The following is a 14,402-nucleotide window of genomic DNA, read 5'->3' as shown; positions in this document are numbered from 1 at the left end:
TAGCGTCTATTTACCTGTCATTTCATCGTCTAGGATAAGCATCGATCATAGAGAAACTAGACCTATTCACGATTTTTACCCCTTTGAGATCGGCCCATTTATTTAACAGTTGATGTGCATAAAACGTCAAGAAAGTTAATCGCATCAAGTCCGTCATATTAAAAGGTTTGACCTTTTGAGGATTTTCTAGGAGCGGCAACTTCTCTTCTTTTCCATAGAAATGCTTGTAGACCATATAAAGCTGGTTGCTCTCTTGATCAACATGGACATCATTATGGAAGCTCATATCCGCTCCAAATATTTCCACTGAATCATATTCACATAGAATTGCTACATACACAGCAAAGATAAGCACATTGACAGCTGGAGGTGCGACGATACCAGAAGATAGTGCCATTGGGCCATATTTAATATTAGTTACATTACTAGGAATTGCTCGCAGCACTTTTATCGCTATGTTGCTGTTTTTGATATTGCCTTGAATGAACTCTCTGTCAGCAAAGTCAGGAATAATCAATTGCATTTCCCAAGACACAAGTTCATTTAGATCTTTAAACAATTTATCTCTTTTTTCCACCAGAGAGCTATGGGTGGTTTCATCCCAGAAATAGCTATCAATTAAAATATATTTATTAGGTTTCAACGCCGTAAAATGCTCAGACTCTGAGAAATGATTAACAGCAATCACATCACTATCTGTACCAATACTATTAATATCTGACTTTAAGGATGGTCCATTACCTAAAACCGTACATTTCTCATGTGTACGATAAAAGTCTTTAGGTGAATCAGTGCTTTTATCGCTTCGCTTTTTGAATGAACGGAAAGTTGAAGAAAAATGCCTCTTCATACTTATCGATTGCTTTATATTTTTAATTTTATTCATCTTAACCTACGCAAAACTTTTAAAACCGTTCGATAATCCAGCGTTTTAACAAAATAACAAATCGCTTCGCTGTACAAAGCAGACTTTGATTGTGAAAGTGATGCCATAAACTCAGCGGTACACATACGCTTTTTAATCGCACTCACAACTTTAGTGGCGTTTTTACTCTCTGCATCTCGCAAGTTCATTTTAAGATCTTGCAGTTCACGCTGAGCATTAATTACTGTGTTGTCATACCTTTCTTCACGTGTTTCTTTTGCGAACGTTGATATGCCACCCAATCGATATTGGATCCATTTTTTGTTTTCATGATGAATACCATTTAACAAAAAGGCTCGAAGGACATTGATGCGATCTTCATTGATGATGTCTTTGTTGTAAGGAGCAAACTCGTTCAGTACATCAGAGGTAAAAGCGGCGCAACAACCATCTACTGCACACTTTCTATTAATAATATTTTCGAGTGTGTACGGCTTTTTATTTTGCTTAATCGATTCGAATGACTCAATAACATCGCCTTGCTCAGAAATTTTGTCGTAACCACCAATAATTAAGCTTGGTTTGCCATTTTTCAACCAGGCTTCATAAGTTTCCTCAACTCGGCTCGGCATCGCTATATCATCGCCAGCTTGTACAATAATAAGCTTATTTTGGTATTGCCCCCGCAAGGAGTTGATTTGGCTAACTAAACCAACATTTTGCTTATTGTGGCGATATTCAATATTTAATCCTTTAGGCGCAAACTCTAAAAGCGATAGAATTATTTTATGACTATCATCAGGTGAACAGTCATCCAAGATCAATAATTGGCTTGGCCACACGGTCTGGTTCAATGCCGCTGGCAATGTTTTCTCAAGATAACGAGATTGTTTATAACAAAAGAAGACATAAACCACGTCTTCTAATACTTGCACATGCTCTTGTGTCATTACTCAACCTTAAAAGAGTTGATTGCATCGACTACTTCTTGACTCTCGTCTTCACTCAAGTAGGACGACATTGGCAATGACAGCACCTCATTTTGTAACTGCTCAGTCAACGCTAATGACAGATGACCAAACTCTTTATAAGCCTGCTGTTTATGCGGCGCTATCGGGTAATGTACTTGTGTTTGAATACCATGCTCTGATAAATGCTTAACCAATGCACCTCGGTGTGAAGTTCGCACCACAAACAAATGCCATACATGTGCCTCAGGCTCTGTCACTTCCGGCAAGATAATATTCGGGTTGTTGATTTCGCGTAAGTAAAATGCCGCCAGCTCCTGACGCGCTTTCGTCTGCGCTGGAAGGTAGTTCAGTTTCACTGACAACATCGCCGACTGAATTTCATCCAAACGACTGTTCAATCCTTGATAAAGATTCTGGTATTTAACATGTGAACCGTAGTTTCGAAGGGCACGCAAGGTTTCGGCAAGCTCTTCATCGTTGGTCGTAATAGCGCCACCATCACCCAATGCACCTAGGTTTTTACCCGGATAGAAGCTAAAGCCTGAGGCGTCACCCCATGCTCCAGACTTCTTACCATCAAGTGTCGCACCATGAGACTGGGCGCTGTCTTCCAACACGAGAAGATTGTGTTTTGTTGCCAACGCCATAATCGCTGGCATATCGGCCAACTGGCCGTACAGGTGCACCGGCAAAATGACTTTCGTCTTTTCTGTAATCGCCGCTTCAATCGCTTCAGGACTGATATTGTGCGTCTGCTCATCCGGCTCCACAAACACCGGAACCAAGTCCGCTTCGGTGACCGCCAATACCGATGCGATATAGGTATTACCCGGTACGATAACTTCATCACCTTTGTTGATTTTTCCTAGCTCTCGCCAAGCCTTTAACGTCAGTGTTAAAGCATCTAAGCCATTCGCAACGCCTATACAGTGTTTAACACCACAGTAGTCAGCAAATGCTTGTTCAAACTGTTCCGTTTCCTTGCCAAGGATATACCAGCCAGATTCAATCACGCGTGCACAGGCTTGTTTCAATTCGTCTTCGTACTCGGCATTTAAGCGCTTTAGCTCTAAAAAATTAACGTTCATTATCTACCTAGGATTTTTTCACACTTCAATTTCATTGGCTCAATATCTGACGGGTATATTTCATAAAGATAATCCAAGTCTGTATCGCCAACGAGTCGAGCACCGAACTTTTCATGGAATTTGTTTACCGCATGGTTATCTTTGCGAACATCGAAGTGGCATTTTTTAAAACCCAACACATCAAAGCCAAATTGATAAACTAAAAGAGCACTTTCGAGGGCAGCGTAACGTGTTTTTTCATGATTCAGGATCCAACTTCCCCAACAAAAAGAAACACCTTTAAAGTCGTAAAGTCTAACTGTTCCGCATTTGGTTCCATCTAGCCTCTCTATAATGAAGTAAAACTGCTTCTTTTGTTGCTCGTCCTCTTTATACGCTCTTATCCATAATCTTTGTGCTTCAACACTCGTATCGCATTTGGACAAGTGTGTATTGTATTTTTCATCACCTCGAAGCTGAGTTATAAACTCTGCATCATCTTCTTGAACAAGGCGAAATTGTATTGTCTTACTTTTCAGCATGTTTGTTTACCACATTCAAAAATTCAGCATAATCGCGTATGTAATCGGCTTCATCATACAATTCACTAGCGACAACCATTAGCACACAATCTTCAGAAAAGTCGTGCATCTCACGCCATTTTAAGCCTTTGATATGCAGTCCTACATCGGGAGATGAAAGCGTCACTTTCTCTTTCGTGGTGCCATCATCAATGACGAAAGTCACGCTACCTTTCATACAGATAGCGACTTGCTCTAAGTCGTAGTGTGCATGAAAGCCCCTAGCTAAACCGCTTTGTGTATCAAAAATGTAGTAAATACGTTTGATATCAAACGGAATGTTTTTGTGTTGCTCTAACGAGATTAGTGAACCTCGCTCATCACCCATTTTCTGAAAAGATATTAGCGGTATATTTGACATTTATTCTTCCAATAACTCTAGAAGATAGCGGCCATAATCGTTTTTAGATAAGGCTTTTCCTGCAGCTTGAATATGATCTCGTGTTAACCACCCTCGGCGATAAGCAATCTCTTCTAAGCAAGCCACTTTATAACCTTGTCGTTTCTCGATCGTTTCGACAAAGTGAGCAGCTTCAAGCAAGCTGCCATGTGTCCCCGTGTCTAACCACGCAAAGCCGCGCCCTAGCACGTCAACCGTCAATTTCCCTTGCTCTAAGTAAGCTTGGTTAATACTCGTAATTTCTAACTCGCCACGATGAGACGGTTGAATAGTTTTGGCAATGTCCACGACGCGGTTATCGTAGAAATACAGTCCGGTAACGGCGTAATTGGATTTTGGCTTGAATGGCTTCTCTTCAATCGATAGCGCTCTCATCTCTTCATCAAATTCCACCACACCAAAGCGCTCAGGATCTTTCACTTTATAGCCAAAGACCGTCGCACCTTCCGTCAAAGCAGCAGCTTGCTGCAACTTCGGAGTGAACCCTTGTCCATAAAAGATGTTGTCACCCAGCACTAAACATACTGAATCATCGCCAATGAATTCTTCGCCAATGATGAACGCTTGAGCTAAGCCGTCTGGGCTTGGTTGAATCGCGTATTGCAACTCAATGCCAAACTCTGAGCCATCACCCAATAGGCGCTGAAATCCTTCCTGGTCTTCTGGCGTGGTGATGATCAAGATTTCACGAATACCAGCTAGCATGAGTACCGACAACGGGTAGTAAATCATTGGTTTGTCATAAACCGGCAGTAACTGCTTAGAGACACCGCGTGTAATAGGGTAAAGGCGAGTGCCCGAGCCACCTGCTAAAATAATGCCTTTCATTATTCGCCCGCTCCTAATCGCTCTAAACTGTATGAACCATCAAGTACGCGTTGCCACCATTGCGGATTATTGAGGTACCATTCCACGGTTTTGCGAATACCGCTTTCAAACGTTTCTTCTGGCGTCCAGCCAAGCTCTTGAGCAATCTTGGTGGCATCAATTGCGTAACGCACATCATGACCTGGGCGATCTTTCACATACGTGATCAAAGATTCATAAGACTCAACACCTGCAGGTTTGTTTGGTTGCAGCTCTTCAAGCAAAGCACAAATGGTTTTCACCACTTCGATGTTGGCTTTTTCGTTATGGCCACCAATGTTGTAGGTTTCACCGACTTCACCTTCGTTGACCACTTTGTACAGCGCGCGAGCATGGTCTTCCACAAACAGCCAATCTCGGATCTGCATACCATCACCATACACAGGCAACGGCTTGCCATCGAGGGCATTTAAAATCATCAGAGGGATCAACTTCTCTGGGAAGTGGTACGGGCCATAGTTGTTCGAGCAATTAGTGATAAGTGTTGGTAAGCCATAAGTACGTTGCCAAGCGCGAACCAGGTGATCGCTCGAAGCTTTAGATGCAGAATATGGGCTGCTCGGCGCGTATGAAGTGGTTTCGGTGAACAAATCATCCGTTCCCTCTAAATCACCATACACTTCATCCGTAGAAATATGATGAAAACGGAATGCCGATTGGCGCGCTTCATTTAAGCCCGACCAATATTGACGAGCCGCTTCAAGCAAATGGTAAGTGCCCATCACGTTGGTCTCAATAAAAGCAGCAGGACCATCAATAGAGCGATCGACATGAGACTCGGCGGCCAAATGCATCACCCTATCGGGTTGATGCTCTGAAAACACGCGATCTAGTTCAGCTCGGTCACAGATATCTACTTGCTCAAAGTAGTAACGTTCACTCTCTGAGACATCAACCAGTGATTCTAGATTCCCTGCGTAGGTCAGTTTATCTAAATTGATGACGGTATCTTGGGTGTCACGAATGATATGTCGGACAACAGCTGACCCAATAAAGCCTGCTCCACCGGTTACTAATATTTTCATTACAAATGTTACCTACGTTAATTTTTGTGCCATCAGATACACATGAATACTTTATGATTATTGTAGTTTATAGACTCACTCGAGCATCGTTAGACTCAAGAAGGCTTACTTAGAGCAATCAACATAAAATGATAAAAAACCCAATTAAGATTGAGAAGCATAACCGTCCTGAAAATGTTCAAAATCGGATTCTTGCCAAATAATCTGTCGCTTTAAACGCTCTTTATTAAATGAACGCAGAAGTCTATTTAGATTTTGATGCTTCCAGTCACCAGAAGTTTCAAAACGACACTTATCAAAATCGATAATCCATACCTTATCTTTGTCGTCGATCAAGATATTGTGGATATTCAAATCAGTATGGTTAACGCCAACCTGATGCATCTTGGCAATTTCTTGCCCTATTTTCTGATACATTTCTACCGATAAAGACTGTTCTTGCAAGATACTAACCAGATCTCTGGCGTTTGGGATTCGCTCACTTAATAAATCAGCTTGATAGAAGAGTCCTGACTTTACGGCTCTTGCTGCAATAGGACGAGGAACGTGCACCCCAGCCTCAATTAGCGCCAACAAAAGCTGAAACTCTTGCGCACAACGGGTGTTATCCCAGCCAGAGAACCAATAATGATCGTTAACTAACTTCCCAAACAAACCGCCACGACGGTAATGACGTAGTGCCGCTTGCATGTTCTCTAGTTGGATAAACCATGTCGTGCCTCGCCCCGTCGCACTGCCAACCACCTTGTCGGAGGACTGCCAGTATTCCGCATCAAATATCGGTTGGCTAGGGTCTGTAATGATCTCGTCATCAAACCAGATCACTTGGTTGTTGTTTTTATACTGTTGAGTCATACGCTCACCCTCTAGCCTAAATACCGGCTGGCTAATATATACAACCAAGTAAATGCAGCAAACGCCAAAGCAACCATAACGGCAGCAGAGCCTATATCTTTAGCTCGACCACTGAGTTCATGCCGTTCAATACCGATACGATCAACCACTGCCTCAATCGCTGAGTTTACAAGCTCTACAATCAAGACTAATACCACGACCCCGATCATTAAGATACGCTCAACCATGCCGACATCCACTAGCCAAGCCAAAATCACGGCGATACTCAACAGAGCCAACTCTTGTCGAATGGCAGCTTCATGCTTAAAAGCCGCTTTTAATCCTTGGATCGAATAACCCGTCGCTTTAACGATGCGCTTTAGTCCGGTATTACCCGGCTTGCCAGATTCTTGTGATTGATGTGGTGTTGTCTTTGACATTGCAGAACACTTATCAGTACTTAGCTATATTCGAGCCGTGTATTTTACATTTATTGGGGATGTCTGCATAATTTACCTGCCTCTATTCATCGAATCAGACAATAATTATGTTCACTTCTGCCCCATCGTCACTATGCGTCTTGCGTTTGTCCGCTATCGGAGACGTTTGCAATACTATCGCCACAATTCAAGCTATTCAGAAACACTGGCCTTCGACCCAGATTACTTGGATAACGGGTAAACTTGAAGCCCAGTTATTAGCCGCCATCGATGGTGTAGAAGTGATTGTTTTTGATAAAAAAGCGGGACTTGATGGCTACAAATCACTTTGGCGACAGCTGAAAGGCAGAGAGTTTGATGCGCTATTGCATATGCAGTACGCGATTCGAGCGAGTGTCGCAACGTTGGGCATTAAAGCAAAATACAAACTTGGTTTCTCTTCTGATAGAAGCCAGGACTTTCAAACACTATTTACCAATGTCAAAGTGCCTTCCCCGCAATCTCTGCATGTCGCAGATGGCTTAATGGCCTTTGCCCATCAAATTGGGGTACCAAAGGCAGGACTAGACTGGGTACTTTCTTATTCAGACCACGACCAAGCTTGGGCAGAGTCTCATATTTCTCGTAGTAAACCTAACCTGCTGATTGTGCCTGGTGCGAGCAAAGCTTATAAAAACTGGAACGCGGAAGGTTATGTGGATGTGATTCATCACGCCAGAGCAAAAGGCTGGAACGTGATTCTGGCAGGCAGCCCTGCTCAGGTAGAATTGGATCTGGCAGAGGCCATTCAATCTCGCTTGGAAGAACCGTGTCTAAATTTAGTTGGACAAAGTTCAATTCTGCAAATGCTTGCGTTAATAGATAAGGTTGAAATGGTCATCGCCCCCGATACCGGACCAGCACACATGGCGAATGCAATGAAAACACCAATCATCGGGCTCTATGCACACCATAATCCGCTGCGAGTGGGACCTTACCGTTATCTAAAATACGTTGTCTCAGTGTATGAAGAAACGATCTTTGCGGAAACAGGTAAAAACAGTCACGAGTTAAGCTGGCGAACTCGCGCTAAAGATGAAACGGCAATGAACCGCATTACCAGCACTCAAGTAATGAGCATGTTCGATCAAGTCTTAGAAGATTTGTATCCTCAATACCAGTAAACTTACTGTCTTGATTTGTTAAGAAGGAAATGACCTTGTCCAAACCAACCTTAGCCGTTGCCTTAATTGTAAAAAATGAAGAGAAGCACTTACAAGCTTGTCTAGACACAGTAAAAGATTGGGTCGATGAGATTGTCCTTCTAGACTCGGGCAGCACTGATCGCACTGAAGAAATCGCCCGACAATACACAGATAAGTTTTACACCAATCTAGATTGGCCAGGATTCGGTAAACAGCGCCAACTGGCGCAGCAATACGTTACGGCAGACTACGTTTTGTGGCTTGATGCGGACGAACAAGTCACTCCAGAGCTAAAAGAAAGTATCTTACACGCGGTATCAGCCAATAAGCCGAACGTTTTATACAAACTTAATCGACTAAGCTCAGCATTTGGTAAGTTCATCTACCATTCTGGTTGGTCTCCAGACTGGATTGTGCGCTTATATCGCACCGAATATACACAATATAATGATTCGCTCGTTCATGAAAAAGTTGATGAGAAAAACTATCAAACTGAAAAACTGGATGGTCGACTGCATCACTACACTTACGAGCACCTGCATCATTACATCAATAAAACCACTAGCTACCTCAAGGCCTGGACAGATGAACGTGAAGGTAAAAAGAAAGCGGGGTTAACGACCGCTATCGTTCACGCTCTTGCGAGCTTTTTGAAGATGTATGTGCTCAAACGAGGTTTCCTTGATGGCAAACATGGCTTCATTCTAGCTTGGCTAAGCATGCACTCTACTTTTGTAAAATACATCGATCTCTACTTACGTGAACAGGCAAGAAAATCATGAAAACGACTTTAATTATCACCACTTACAACTGGAAAGAAGCATTAAAAGCGGTGTTAGAAAGCGTGAAACGTCAAACCGTTTTGCCTGACGAAGTAATTGTTGCAGATGATGGCTCTCGAGAAGACACCAAAGCAATGGTTGACCAAATGCGTGAAGGTTTTCCGGTTCCACTGATTCATAGTTGGCACGAGGATAATGGCTTTCAGCTTTCAATGAGCCGCAACCGTGCGATCGCCAAAGCATCAGGTGACTACCTCATCATGATTGATGGCGACATGGTGCTGTCCCAAACGTTTATTGAATCACATAAGCAAGTCGCAAAACCAAATTGGTTTGTGCAGGGTGGACGTGTGTTAACGGATGAAAGCTGCAGCAAGGCCATCATGGAAAACGGCTTAGTGCCTTCCATTTTCAGCAAAGGCATTCGCAATCGTAAAAACTGCATCACCAACGCCTTGCTATCGAAATGGTTCTCTTACGAGCGTAATAACGATAAAGCCACTCGCGGCTGCAACATGGCGTTTTGGCGACAAGATGTCATCGAGGTGAATGGCTTCAACCAAGATTTTGTTGGATGGGGACGCGAAGACAGCGAGTTTGTTCATCGCATGTTGAATGCGGGTAAGTCACGTCTTTACCTAAAATTCGCAGGTGTAGGCTACCACTTGTACCACGTAGAAAACTCTCGTGCGTCACTCGGACAAAATGACGAGATTTTAGAGAACACCATTAAAAACAAGCTTAAACGCTGTAAGAATGGTGTTGATCAATTTCTAGAAGCTTAAGATTATTAAAAGGGGCGCTTCGCCCCTTTTTTATTGTTGCTGAGATAAAGCGAAGTACTTATCGGCAACCATCAATGAGATCAAACGCTCTTTACGTTTATCTTTGAACTGCTCAACCCACTGGTGCGCATTTTCAATGATCGCTAATGCTTCTTGCTCATTCGCTAGGTAATAATCCATCTTTTCGGGCAAATCCGAATAGTCATCCTTCACTTCAACATAGTGGACGCCTGCCTCTAACTTACCTTCCATAAACCAAGTCTCATATTTTGGCTTTGACATAATAACCAAGGAGTTAGACGACATAGCCCACTTAAGGTTGGTGGCCACATCATTGCCTTCTATACAGAGCAAAAACTTATACTGCAGTTGCTCTTCAATACTCATAAAGCCCTTTTCCCATGGTTTCCCTTCTACCGGGCGGGTCTGGCCAATATTGCATTGCGGATGGTTATAAAACGCATGAATCACCTTTTTACGATGCGGCTGAAAACCCACGCCACGCCACGCTACCATGTCCTTTTTATCTTGATAGCGAACAGGATCATCAATAAATTTAAAATGACGAACTTGATTAAGTTTCAACACCACTGAATTTTGGTTGTTACCAAAAATAGGGCGGCTTTTTATAAAGCTCGGTACATTGGGGATGTGTGTAACATCGCCGTTGATGTAGTTAAACGCAAAACTGGAAGGGAAATAGCGTACAACTTGGCGAAGATCGAAAAAATACGTCCAGCCTTTCGTTTTTTTGAATGTATCGATGGTCGAGTAACTTTGTTCTCGGCTATCGACTGAAAACGGCGTTTCACACTTATTGTAATAGTTCACCCGCTCAAGACAGCGTTGCAGCTCTGCCTCGGTCAGATTCGAAAGTAAACGCTTGGCTTGTGCTCGATATACAAAGCGAGGGATAAGTATCGAGAGAGCGTTTGAGAAATAATAAGGGAACTTACTGTCTTTCATTCAGTTTTTCCCCAATCGCGATGGCTACTGGCTTGGGAACGAATTGTTCGATACTTCCGCCATGAATCGCTACTTCTCTCACGATAGTCGACGATAAAAACGCAAACTCTTCTTCAGGAGTTAAAAATACGCTCTCGATTCCTGGTAATAGCTTTCGGTACATGTTGGTCAGTCCAAACTCGTATTCAAAGTCTACCGTTGTTCGTAAACCACGAATAAGAACCTTAGCTTTCTCATTTCTCGCGAAATCCACTAATAACCCGGAGAACCCCTTTACCGTCACACCAGGTAAATGCGCTACAACGTCCTGCATCAGTGCAACGCGCTCTTCCAATGAAAACATAGTGTTCTTCGATGGGCTTGCGGCTACGCCAATCACAACCTCATCAAACATTTCGTGAGTACGTTCTATTAGATTGAGGTGACCATTAGTCACTGGATCAAAAGTGCCCGGATAAATGACTTTCATATAATTTACTAAGTTATTCGAAACTGATTGAATTATTGAGGCTCGAACGCAAGATTACAACAACTTAAGCTCGATATTAGCTCGTCTTACTTCTGACACTCACCACAAAAGAAGGTATTACGCTGCCCTATTTTTAGCTCTTGAAGTCGTTCGCCGCATTCTGGGCATGGCTCTCCGGCTTTTCCGTAAACTAATAACTCTTGTGCAAAGTAACCCGGCTTTCCATCGGCTTGCGCAAAGTCTTTCAGCGTAGTCCCACCTTGCGTAATGGCAATCTCAAGTGTCATTTTGATATTTTCAACAAGTAACCCCCACTCTTGAGAAGTTAGCTTACCTGCAGGCCTTGAAGGGTGAATTCGAGATTTAAACAACGACTCATTCGCGTAGATGTTCCCGACACCAACCACGACTTTGTTGTCCATGATGAACTGCTTGACGGCGACACGCTTATTTTTAGCTTTCTCCGCTACATATTCCGCATTGAACTCTTCAGTTAAAGGCTCAGGCCCCATGTTTGCTAGTACAGCATGTGACTCGCCAGGAGCACACCACAGCCATGCCCCAAAACGACGCGGATCGTTATAACGCAGTATTTTTCCACTGCTTAGTTTGAGATCCACATGATCGTGCTTTGCTGGCGGAAAGTCGGCATCTAGGACACGTAAAGACCCCGACATGCCCAAGTGAACAATGGCTGTACCTGTGTTTGTCTCGATCAGTAAGTATTTCGCGCGACGGCTAATCGCACGGATCACCTGCCCTTCCAATTTTTTAAGCTCTATAGGAATATCCCAGCGCAATTTAGGCGTTCGAAAAGTAAACGACTGGATCGTTTGTCCAACCATGTGGGGGCTAATTCCCATACGACTGACTTCAACTTCTGGCAACTCAGGCATTAGATTCTCCAATTCACCGGCTAATAGTTCTCGCTGCTAGCATAATCGAAAAGAAAAACGATAAATAGGGAAGCTTATTAGGGGTATAGGCGCAAAAAGGCTCTACTCTGGCATAAGGTAGTTTTCATCGACGGAGATAGCGACCCATTTGTCTTGCCAGGTTTTAAATAGCCAAAAATCAGGTAAACGAAAGAAAGTCACCCGCTGCGGCTCTTCGAGATCCTGATACCAAACTTCTACCGTTTCAGGTACCGTCAGGTTAGGTTTTAAATGATCGTACTGTTCTGAGGTGAGCTCGGTCCCTTCCAATGATTGCCAGCGTGATACAAGTTCACTGATCGGTGCATCAACTTTGATGTTGGATTGCCATCGTCCATCATGCAGTTCAAACTCCCAGCCACTATAGTACAAAGACTCCACCGTATAGTCGGAGCGAAGTACATTTGGGTAAGGGTCTGCTTGGTCTGTTAATAGGTAAGTTTTGATCCACATCGGCGCATTTAAGATCACTATAAACGCGATAATGCCCAGAATAAGAATATTGTTCCATCGGCGGCGACGAGCCGGACTCACACGCATAACCATCTCTACTCTCTTATAGTTATGAGTAAATTACCAAAGAGTATTGAGCTTGACTAGAACAACGGTGTGCAAGTGTGTAGGGAAGTGGTAACTAAGCGGCAGAGAGCGATCAATCAAAAATTCGAGTATAGAGTCGGACCAGTAAAATAACTTCAGCAGTACTTTATAATCCGATGACGTACTGAACCTTTTCTTCAGCACTTTTATTCAGGTAATAAAAAAACCCAACTCGAAAGTTGGGTTTTTCAATTCATCAAAGAGACTGAAACCAATTATTTGATTTTTGCTTCTTTGTACATAACGTGCTGGCGAACTACTGGATCAAACTTTTTGATCTCAAATTTGCCTGGCATGTTACGCTTGTTCTTATCAGTTGTGTAGAAGTGGCCTGTACCTGCAGAAGATACTAGACGGATTTTCTCACGAACGCCTTTCTTTGCCATTGCTTATTTCCTCTTAAACGTTTTCGCCACGTGCACGCATGTCTGCAAGAACAGTATCAATACCTTTCTTGTCGATGATGCGCATACCTTTAGCAGATAGACGTAGTTTAACAAAACGTTTTTCGCTCTCTACCCAGAAACGATGAGTTTGTAGGTTCGGCAGAAAACGACGCTTAGTAGCATTTCGTGCGTGTGAACGGTTGTTACCCGTTACTGGACGCTTACCAGTTACTTGGCATACTCGTGACATGAATGTCTTCTCCAAAATCGTTTCAGCTCGATATCAACCTTGGTGGCCGAACCTCTCTATCTCTCGAAAAGAAGTTAGAGGTTAAGAACCGCTATGGAAAATCCATACAAGGCTATCAAAGGTCGCGCATTATACTAACTTGATATGCATTGCTCAAGACCCGAACAGATCCTTTTTACAGGTTTTCGTGATCTTTTTTTAGACAGCAGATTTTTTTAGCAGTCCAAGCTGAATTCAGTTAAAAATTTAGTGGCGTGGATGATAGCAGATTTTTAGCAACTAACAACCTAAAAAACGCACAGTTATATCCAGCCTCTTTCAGCAAAAGAGACACTTTCCCCATCTCCGATGACGAAATGGTCCAAAATACGAATATCCACCAATGCTAATGCGTCGATGAGACGCCTTGTAATCCTTCTGTCAGCTTGGCTCGGCTCAGCGACGCCTGAAGGATGATTGTGCGCTAGAATCAAAGCCGCCGCGTTATGATGCAGAGCACGCTTGACGACTTCTCTCGGATACACCGACGCTGCATCCAACGTTCCTTCAAATAAAATTTCGTCTTTTATCACTCGGTGCTGGTTATCGAGAAAAAGAATATAAAAAGCCTCTCTTTGCCGATCCCTTAAAATAGAAGACAGATATAACTTAGTTTGGTCGGGGCTGGTTAAGGCATCACCACGCTTTAGCGTCTCCGCCAAGTAACGTTGTGTCATTTCTAGTACAGCTTGCAATTGAACATACTTGGCTTGCCCCAATCCTTTGTGACGACAAAACTCTTCTTCTGATGCTGAAAATAGTTGTCTGAGCGAACCAAAGTCTTGAATAAGGAAGTCTGCGAGCTCAATCACGTTCATTCCGCGGGTGCCTGTGCGCAAGAAGATGGCCAGTAGCTCAGCATCGGTCAAAGCTTGCGGCCCTCGTTGCAGTAGCTTCTCTCTGGGCATGGACTCATTTGGCAAAGCTTTCAGTATCATCTGATGTCTCTTTATATA

Annotated in this window: 19 protein-coding genes; 3 read left to right on the top strand and 16 right to left on the bottom strand. The window is 43.2% G+C overall.

The window, feature by feature from the left end:
* Positions 1-22: 22 nt before the first annotated feature.
* From R7Q09_RS11095 to R7Q09_RS11055, 9 genes are all read right to left on the bottom strand, one after another.
* Entirely contained in the window at positions 23-886 is an 864-nt protein-coding gene (locus R7Q09_RS11095) for a hypothetical protein (RefSeq protein ID WP_017820716.1), read from the bottom strand.
* Positions 883-1,815: a glycosyltransferase family 2 protein gene (locus R7Q09_RS11090; RefSeq protein WP_017820715.1), complete on the bottom strand. Its 933-nt coding sequence runs from the start codon at positions 1,813-1,815 to the stop codon at positions 883-885. Before R7Q09_RS11090 ends, R7Q09_RS11095 begins: the two co-directional genes overlap by 4 nt.
* Positions 1,815-2,924, bottom strand: a complete 1,110-nt coding sequence (locus R7Q09_RS11085; protein ID WP_262636628.1) for a DegT/DnrJ/EryC1/StrS family aminotransferase — start codon at positions 2,922-2,924, stop codon at positions 1,815-1,817. Before R7Q09_RS11085 ends, R7Q09_RS11090 begins: the two co-directional genes overlap by 1 nt.
* Positions 2,924-3,445, bottom strand: a complete 522-nt coding sequence (locus tag R7Q09_RS11080; protein WP_262636627.1) for a GNAT family N-acetyltransferase — start codon at positions 3,443-3,445, stop codon at positions 2,924-2,926. The genes R7Q09_RS11085 and R7Q09_RS11080 overlap by 1 nt, the downstream gene beginning before the upstream one ends.
* Complete coding sequence (locus R7Q09_RS11075) at positions 3,432-3,845, bottom strand: sugar 3,4-ketoisomerase (RefSeq protein ID WP_005489486.1); 414 nt, start codon at positions 3,843-3,845, stop codon at positions 3,432-3,434. The genes R7Q09_RS11080 and R7Q09_RS11075 overlap by 14 nt, the downstream gene beginning before the upstream one ends.
* Complete coding sequence (gene rfbA, locus R7Q09_RS11070; RefSeq protein ID WP_025520720.1) at positions 3,846-4,712, bottom strand: glucose-1-phosphate thymidylyltransferase RfbA; 867 nt, start codon at positions 4,710-4,712, stop codon at positions 3,846-3,848.
* Entirely contained in the window at positions 4,712-5,776 is a 1,065-nt protein-coding gene (gene rfbB, locus R7Q09_RS11065) for a dTDP-glucose 4,6-dehydratase (RefSeq protein WP_213872026.1), read from the bottom strand. The genes rfbA and rfbB overlap by 1 nt, the downstream gene beginning before the upstream one ends.
* Positions 5,777-5,920: 144 nt before the next feature.
* Entirely contained in the window at positions 5,921-6,631 is a 711-nt protein-coding gene (locus tag R7Q09_RS11060; protein WP_005379425.1) for a 3-deoxy-D-manno-octulosonic acid kinase, read from the bottom strand.
* A gap of 11 nt (positions 6,632-6,642) precedes the next feature.
* The gene (locus R7Q09_RS11055; RefSeq protein WP_005395798.1) at positions 6,643-7,050 is read right to left on the bottom strand and encodes a diacylglycerol kinase; all 408 of its coding nucleotides are present in this window, start codon (positions 7,048-7,050) and stop codon (positions 6,643-6,645) included.
* 107 nt (positions 7,051-7,157) lie between these two features.
* Between R7Q09_RS11055 and R7Q09_RS11050 the strand changes: the two genes are divergently transcribed.
* Genes R7Q09_RS11050 through R7Q09_RS11040 form a run of 3 tightly spaced genes read left to right on the top strand, consistent with a single transcriptional unit; the run spans position 7,158 to position 9,801 of the window.
* A complete protein-coding gene (locus R7Q09_RS11050) occupies positions 7,158-8,213 on the top strand; it encodes a glycosyltransferase family 9 protein (RefSeq protein ID WP_005384789.1) in 1,056 nt (351 codons plus the stop codon).
* Between the two features lie 35 nt (positions 8,214-8,248).
* The gene (locus tag R7Q09_RS11045) at positions 8,249-9,016 is read left to right on the top strand and encodes a glycosyltransferase family 2 protein (RefSeq protein WP_318070453.1); all 768 of its coding nucleotides are present in this window, start codon (positions 8,249-8,251) and stop codon (positions 9,014-9,016) included.
* A complete protein-coding gene (locus R7Q09_RS11040; RefSeq protein WP_137281652.1) occupies positions 9,013-9,801 on the top strand; it encodes a glycosyltransferase family 2 protein in 789 nt (262 codons plus the stop codon). Before R7Q09_RS11045 ends, R7Q09_RS11040 begins: the two co-directional genes overlap by 4 nt.
* A gap of 30 nt (positions 9,802-9,831) precedes the next feature.
* On the opposite strand, the gene R7Q09_RS11035 is transcribed toward R7Q09_RS11040, so the two are convergent.
* The 7 genes from R7Q09_RS11035 to radC all read right to left on the bottom strand — a co-directional run bounded on the left by R7Q09_RS11035 (position 9,832) and on the right by radC (position 14,384).
* Complete coding sequence (locus R7Q09_RS11035; protein WP_017820710.1) at positions 9,832-10,767, bottom strand: glycosyl transferase family 90; 936 nt, start codon at positions 10,765-10,767, stop codon at positions 9,832-9,834.
* Entirely contained in the window at positions 10,754-11,236 is a 483-nt protein-coding gene (gene coaD, locus R7Q09_RS11030) for a pantetheine-phosphate adenylyltransferase (protein WP_017820709.1), read from the bottom strand. Before coaD ends, R7Q09_RS11035 begins: the two co-directional genes overlap by 14 nt.
* A gap of 86 nt (positions 11,237-11,322) precedes the next feature.
* Entirely contained in the window at positions 11,323-12,132 is an 810-nt protein-coding gene (gene mutM / locus R7Q09_RS11025) for a bifunctional DNA-formamidopyrimidine glycosylase/DNA-(apurinic or apyrimidinic site) lyase (RefSeq protein ID WP_150916115.1), read from the bottom strand.
* A 102-nt stretch (positions 12,133-12,234) separates the two neighbouring features.
* Complete coding sequence (locus R7Q09_RS11020) at positions 12,235-12,711, bottom strand: hypothetical protein (RefSeq protein WP_031777180.1); 477 nt, start codon at positions 12,709-12,711, stop codon at positions 12,235-12,237.
* Between the two features lie 275 nt (positions 12,712-12,986).
* Positions 12,987-13,157: a 50S ribosomal protein L33 gene (rpmG, locus tag R7Q09_RS11015; protein WP_004410866.1), complete on the bottom strand. Its 171-nt coding sequence runs from the start codon at positions 13,155-13,157 to the stop codon at positions 12,987-12,989.
* Between the two features lie 13 nt (positions 13,158-13,170).
* Positions 13,171-13,407, bottom strand: coding sequence for a 50S ribosomal protein L28 (gene rpmB, locus R7Q09_RS11010; protein ID WP_005384783.1), 237 nt, complete (start codon positions 13,405-13,407; stop codon positions 13,171-13,173).
* 302 nt (positions 13,408-13,709) lie between these two features.
* Positions 13,710-14,384 carry a RadC family protein gene (gene radC, locus R7Q09_RS11005; RefSeq protein ID WP_017820707.1) on the bottom strand — a complete coding sequence of 225 codons (675 nt, stop codon included), beginning with the start codon at positions 14,382-14,384 and terminating at the stop codon, positions 13,710-13,712.
* Positions 14,385-14,402 lie beyond the last annotated feature (18 nt).

Source organism: Vibrio sp. 2130-1 (assembly GCF_033339515.1).
This window is presented reverse-complemented; position numbering and strand designations above follow the sequence as displayed.